At 74.9% G+C, this 4,268-nt stretch carries 5 protein-coding genes and 1 pseudogene; 2 read left to right on the forward strand and 4 right to left on the reverse strand.

The window, feature by feature from the left end; genetic code table 11:
• Both NCC78_RS28340 and NCC78_RS28345 read left to right on the forward strand, forming a co-directional pair.
• Positions 1–548, forward strand: a pseudogene (locus NCC78_RS28340) (hypothetical protein); the annotation flags it as partial.
• A gap of 34 nt (positions 549–582) precedes the next feature.
• Positions 583–1,452: a 3-methyladenine DNA glycosylase gene (locus tag NCC78_RS28345; protein WP_250798339.1), complete on the forward strand. Its 870-nt coding sequence runs from the start codon at positions 583–585 to the stop codon at positions 1,450–1,452.
• A 65-nt stretch (positions 1,453–1,517) separates the two neighbouring features.
• Here the strand turns inward: NCC78_RS28345 and arfB are convergent, their stop codons facing one another.
• From arfB to NCC78_RS28365, 4 genes are all read right to left on the reverse strand, one after another.
• The gene (gene arfB / locus NCC78_RS28350) at positions 1,518–1,943 is read right to left on the reverse strand and encodes an alternative ribosome rescue aminoacyl-tRNA hydrolase ArfB (protein ID WP_250798340.1); all 426 of its coding nucleotides are present in this window, start codon (positions 1,941–1,943) and stop codon (positions 1,518–1,520) included.
• A gap of 9 nt (positions 1,944–1,952) precedes the next feature.
• A complete protein-coding gene (locus NCC78_RS28355; protein WP_250798342.1) occupies positions 1,953–2,249 on the reverse strand; it encodes a hypothetical protein in 297 nt (98 codons plus the stop codon).
• 111 nt (positions 2,250–2,360) lie between these two features.
• A complete protein-coding gene (locus NCC78_RS28360) occupies positions 2,361–3,218 on the reverse strand; it encodes a S1C family serine protease (protein ID WP_250798343.1) in 858 nt (285 codons plus the stop codon).
• 47 nt (positions 3,219–3,265) lie between these two features.
• Positions 3,266–4,225: a VWA domain-containing protein gene (locus tag NCC78_RS28365; RefSeq protein WP_250798344.1), complete on the reverse strand. Its 960-nt coding sequence runs from the start codon at positions 4,223–4,225 to the stop codon at positions 3,266–3,268.
• Positions 4,226–4,268: the final 43 nt, after the last annotated feature.

Genomic DNA, 4,268 nt, shown 5'->3' on the forward strand with positions numbered 1-4,268 from the left:
CGGCCGCGCCCCGCCCGGCGTGGCGCCGCCGCACCCCCTCCGTCTGGTTGATCGTCCCGGTCGCCGTGCTGGTGCTCACCGGCACCGTCGGCACGGTCGCCTGGACGGCCACCCGGGAGGTGGCCGCCATCGACACCGACAGCCAGCCGACCAGCGGCGCGTGGATCGGCCAGGGGGTGAACGGCGCGGTCGGTGAGCCGCTGCGCGAGGCGGCTTTCGAGTTCACCGTCTACCGCGTCGCCTGCGAGCCGGGCCGGAGGGCCCGCCGGTGCGAGGCCACCGTTGGGGTTCGCAACGTCACAGGGGAACGGCAGACCTGGCACGGCCCGCTGCAACGCGCGTACCTGCCGGACGGCAACTTCGTCAGCGCCGACGAGCAGGCCACCCGGGCGGCCAACCAGGGCCGGGACGTCTTCGCCCAGCCGATGGCGGCGGGCAGCCGGATGGTGCTGCCGCTGGTGTTCACCGTCGACGGGCGGGCCCGGCCGAAGCAGTTGGAGCTGCGCAGCGGGGTCTTCTCCGCCGGGGTGCGGGTGGACGTGCCCTGACCGGCGGCCGGGCGGCGGTCGTACCCTGGGGTCCGTGACCGCCGCCCTCGCCCCCACCACCGTGCTCGACACGGCGCGGTGGCAGGCCCGACGCCGGGCGCACGAGGAACGGGTCGACGCCTGGCTCACCCCGCACCTGGCCCGTCGCCGCCGGGGCGAGCGGCACCCGGTGGAGGACTTCCTCTTCACCTACTACTCCCACCGCCCGGCCCAGCTGCGCCGCTGGCACCCCGGGGCGGGGGTGGTGCTGCGCGACGCGGACGCGGCGGAGTTCGGCCGCGACTACCGCGCCACCGCCGCCGGAGTCACCCTCGACACCGAGGGGGTACTCGCGCGGCGCGCCGAGTCGGTCGGGTGGATCCGCGCGCTGCTCGCGGCGACCGCCGGACGGCCGGCGCAGCTGGGCTGCTTCGGGTTGCACGAGTGGGCCATGGTCTACCGGCAGACCCAGGCGGAGGTACGCCACAACGCGTGGCCGCTGCGGCTGAGCCCGGCGGAGACCGCTGCCGTGGTGGACGAGCGGGGCGTGCGGTGCAGCCATTTCGACGCGTACCGGTTCTTCACCGCGCCGGCCCGGCCGCTGAACCTGCTCACCCCGACCCGGGAGACGCAGCACGCCCTTGAGCAGCCGGGCTGCTTGCACGCCAACATGGACCTCTACAAGTGGTCGTACAAGCTCTCCCCGCTGGTGCCGAGCGAACTGGTCGCCGACTGCTTCGCGCTGGCCCGGGAGATCCGCACCCTGGACATGCGGGCCAGCCCGTACGACCTGGCCGCGCTCGGGTACCCGCCGGTGCGGGTGGAGACCCCCGAGGGGCGGACCGAGTACGCCGCCGCCCAGCGGGGTTTCGCCGACCGGGCCGCCGGGCTGCGGGCGCGCCTGCTGGAGGCCGTGCCGGAGTAGGGCTCGGCCTGGTCGCCGACGAGGTGTTCTGTCGTCACACGAATCGCGGCCGGCGGGACGGGGCGTCAGTCGCCGTCGACGCGGCGGTCACGCTTGCGCTGGGACTGGCGCTTCTTGTCGGCCAGCCGGCGTTCCTTCGCCCCACGGGAGGGGCGGGTCGGCCGGCGGGGCGGCGGTGGCGGGGCGACCGCCTCACGCAGCAGCGCGGTCATCCGCTCCCGGGCGGCCTCCCGGTTGGCCAGCTGGGCGCGGTGTTCGCTGGCGACGACGGTCAGCACCCCGTCGACCAGCCGTGCGGCGAGCCGCTCCAGGGCCCGTGCCCGCAGCGAGCCGGGCAGGCCGGGCGAGCCGGCCAGGTCGAAGCTCAGCTCCACCCGCGAGTCGGTGGTGTTGACGCCCTGGCCACCCGGCCCCGACGAGCGGGAAAACCGTTCCCGCAGCTCACCGGCGGGGACGACCCACCGGTCGGTCACCCGCAGTCCGTCGTCCACCCCTTGAGGCTAGCGCCCGACCCGGGTGCTCGAGGTGGCGGACGGGGTCGGCGCCGGCTGGCCGGACCCGCCGTCGGAGTCGGCGGCCGCGTACGCGACCGCGCCGACCAGCAGCAGGGCGATCACCCCGATCTTCGTGGTGACCACCTTGATCAGCAGCCACGCGGCGCGCCGGGCGCCGGGCACGGTCTTCTTGACGGTCTGGTAGTCGGTCCACCCGCGTCGCGCCCGGGCGTACGCCGACCCGACCCCGGTTCCGATGATGAGGCCCACCAGCAGGAGGACCACGAATTCAGGACGCTCCACCCACGCCAGTATCCATACTCAGCGTAATATTTCCATGGTCCGATCATTCCGCGCCGGGTATCCGACAGTTTTCACGTTCCCATGCCGGCGGCGCGGGGCTTTTCGCGCAGCTCAGCCACCCTTTCCGATGATCGTGTCGGCGGTCTGCTGCACCTGTTCGATCGGGATGGCGAAGCCGATGCCGATCGAGCCGTTGCCGTCGATGGTGGCGATCGCGGTGTTCACCCCGACCACCTCGCCCCGGGCGTTGACCAGGGGACCGCCCGAGTTGCCCGGATTGATCGAGGCGTCGGTCTGCACCGCGGTGTGCCGGTTGTCGCCGAGGCGGACCTGCCGGTCGAGCGCGCTGACGATGCCGGCGGTGACGGTGCCGGGGAGCCCCAGCGGGGAGCCGACCGCCAGCACCGGCTCACCGACCCGGGTCGATCCGGGCTTGGCCAGCGGCAGCGCCGACAGGCCGGCCGACGGCGGCACCCTCAGCACCGCCAGGTCGCTGCGCGGCTCCCGGCCGACCACCTCCGCGGTGAACCGCCGCCCGTCGGGCAGCTCCACGGTCACCGCACCGCGTCCCTTGGCCAGGATGTGGTCGTTGGTGATGATGTGCTGCTGGTCGTCGACGGCGAAGCCGGAACCGGTGGCGGAGCCGCCGCCGGTGCCGCCCACCAGCACCGTCACCACCCCCGGCACGGTCTTCCCGGCCGCGGTCACCAGCTCCGCCGGGACCGGGGCCGCCGAGGCCGCCGCCGGGCCCGGCGTGCCGTCCTGGCCAGCCACCACGCCGCCGGCGACCGCGCCGCCGGCGGTGGAGAGGGCCACCACCGCCGCCGCGGCCAGCAGCCGGCCGCGGCGGCGCCGCACCGGATCGCGGTCCGATCCCGGTGCGTCCCAGCGACCCCGCCCGTCCGGATCCAGCTCCGGCGAGATGAACCAGGGGCCGCGCGGTTCGCCCAACCCGGTCTGCACTGCCATGCGTACGCTCCTCACGTGTCAGGTCGGCGGTGGCCCGGCGCGCGGGCTCAGGGCAGCCGGGAGAACCAGCGCATCGAACCGGCCGCCGCGCCCATGGCGAACATCAGCCCGAGGCCGATGAAGCGGGCCGAGACGTCCTGCCGTTCGGTGCGGTACCCCACCGAGGTGCCGATGTCCTCGTAGACGGCGCGCAGTTCGTCGACCGTGCTGGCCTCGTGGAACCCGCCGCCGGTCTCCTCGGCCACGGCGCGCAGGGTCTGCCCGTCCACCGGCACCTGGATGGGCCGGCCGCCCCGGTCCACAAAGCCGCCCGGGGTGCCGAACGAGATCGTGTGCACCGGCACCTTCATCGCCACCGCCTCGGCTGCGGCCTCCATCGGGTCCATGCCCGAGGTGTTCGCGCCGTCGGAGAGCAGGATGATCCGGGCCGGCGGAGGATCCTTCGCCGCCTGGGTGTCGAAGCCCTTCACCGCGCCCAGCGAGGTGTTGATGGCCTCGCCGATGGCGGTGCCCTGCACCCCGGTGGCCCCCTCGACCAGCCGCTCGATCCCCTCGTGCAGCGCCTCCCGGTCGGTGCCCGGCGGCACCAGCACCGCCGCGCTGCCAGCGAAGGCGACCAGCCCGACGTTGAACTCCTCGGGCAGGCCGTCGACGAAGCGCCGGGCCGACTCCTTGGCCGCGCTGAGCCGGTCGGGTTCCACGTCGCCGGCCAGCATGGAGGTGGAGACGTCCACCGCCACCATCACCGTCGCCCGTTCCCGGGGCACCCGCACCTCGGCCGTGGGCCGCGCGAACCCGACGACCAGCAGCGCCAGCATGGCGAGGAAGAGGCCGGCCGGCACGTGTCGCCGCCAGGCCGGGCGAACGGGTGCCACCCGGTCGAGCAGCCGCAGGTTGGTGAAGCGCAGGGCGTACCGGCTGCGCCGGCGCTGCGCGAGGAGGTAGCCGACGGCCAGGGCGAGCACCCCGAGCAGCAGCCACAGCCGCACCGGTGACTGCCAGATCACGCCGCACCGCCCCGGGCCGCCCGGGCCGGCGCGGCAGCGAGCC

Source organism: Micromonospora phytophila (assembly GCF_023656545.1).
In the GTDB taxonomy this organism is placed as follows: domain Bacteria; phylum Actinomycetota; class Actinomycetes; order Mycobacteriales; family Micromonosporaceae; genus Micromonospora; species Micromonospora phytophila.

Excerpts from the sequence above, each read along its gene's own strand:
- NCC78_RS28360 (WP_250798343.1), bottom strand. The coding sequence starts at position 3,218 with ATGGCAGTGCAGACCGGGTTGGGCGAACCGCGCGGCCCCTGGTTCATC.